The 1,177-nt window shown below is 58.5% G+C and carries 1 protein-coding gene; it reads left to right on the top strand.

Annotated features, from left to right (window positions below; genetic code table 11):
• The first annotated feature begins 1 nt into the window (after nucleotide 1).
• Nucleotides 2-1,177: an elongation factor Tu gene (gene tuf, locus G7G_RS0110465; RefSeq protein WP_010441214.1), complete on the top strand. Its 1,176-nt coding sequence runs from the start codon at nucleotides 2-4 to the stop codon at nucleotides 1,175-1,177.

Below are 1,177 nucleotides of genomic sequence, written 5' to 3'. Positions count from 1 at the left end.
AATGGCAAAGGAAAAGTTTGAGCGTAATAAGCCGCACGTCAACATTGGTACGATTGGCCACGTTGACCACGGCAAGACCACGCTGACCGCAGCAATCACCAAGTATTTCGGTGACTTCAAAGCGTATGACCAGATTGACGGCGCGCCGGAAGAAAAAGCACGTGGCATCACCATCTCGACCGCCCACGTGGAATACGAGACCGACAACCGCCACTACGCGCACGTCGACTGCCCCGGCCACGCCGACTACGTCAAGAACATGATCACCGGTGCTGCCCAGATGGACGGCGCGATCCTGGTTGTGAACGCTGCTGACGGCCCGATGCCGCAGACCCGCGAGCACATCCTGTTGGGCCGCCAGGTTGGCATCCCGAAGATGGTCGTGTTCATGAACAAAGTTGACCAGGTTGACGACGAAGAGCTGCTGGAACTGGTTGAGATGGAAGTTCGCGAACTGCTGTCCAGCTATGAATACCCCGGCGACGATATTCCGATCATCGCAGGGTCGGCTCTGGCCGCAATGGAAGGCAACAACCCGGAAATTGGCGAAGAGAAGATCAAAGAACTGATGGCGGCTGTTGATGACTACATCGACACCCCTGAGCGTGAAGTCGACAAGCCGTTCCTGATGCCGGTCGAAGACGTGTTCTCGATCTCGGGTCGTGGTACTGTTGTGACCGGTCGTGTTGAGCGTGGCGTGATCAATGTTGGCGACGAGATCGAAATCGTCGGCATCCGTGACACTCAGAAAACCACCTGTACCGGTGTTGAGATGTTCCGCAAGCTGCTGGATCGCGGTGAAGCGGGCGACAACATTGGCGCCCTGCTGCGCGGTATCGACCGTGACGGCGTTGAGCGTGGCCAGGTTCTGTGTAAGCCGGGTTCGGTTACACCGCACACCAAGTTCGAAGCCGAAGCCTACATCCTGACCAAGGAAGAAGGCGGTCGTCACACTCCGTTCTTCGCGAACTACCGTCCGCAGTTCTACTTCCGGACCACTGACGTGACCGGCACCGTGACTCTGGCGGCTGGCACCGAGATGGTTATGCCTGGCGACAACGTCGGCTTCACCGTCGAGCTGATCGCCCCGATCGCGATGGAAGACGGCCTGCGCTTCGCCATCCGCGAAGGCGGCCGCACCGTCGGCGCCGGGGTTGTGTCGAAAATCATCGAGTAA

Source organism: Ruegeria conchae, from assembly GCF_000192475.1.
Classification (GTDB): domain Bacteria; phylum Pseudomonadota; class Alphaproteobacteria; order Rhodobacterales; family Rhodobacteraceae; genus Ruegeria; species Ruegeria conchae.
This window is presented reverse-complemented; position numbering and strand designations above follow the sequence as displayed.

Coding starts and splice junctions, on each gene's coding strand:
- tuf (WP_010441214.1), top strand. CDS start 2: ATGGCAAAGGAAAAGTTTGAGCGTAATAAGCCGCACGTCAACATTGGT.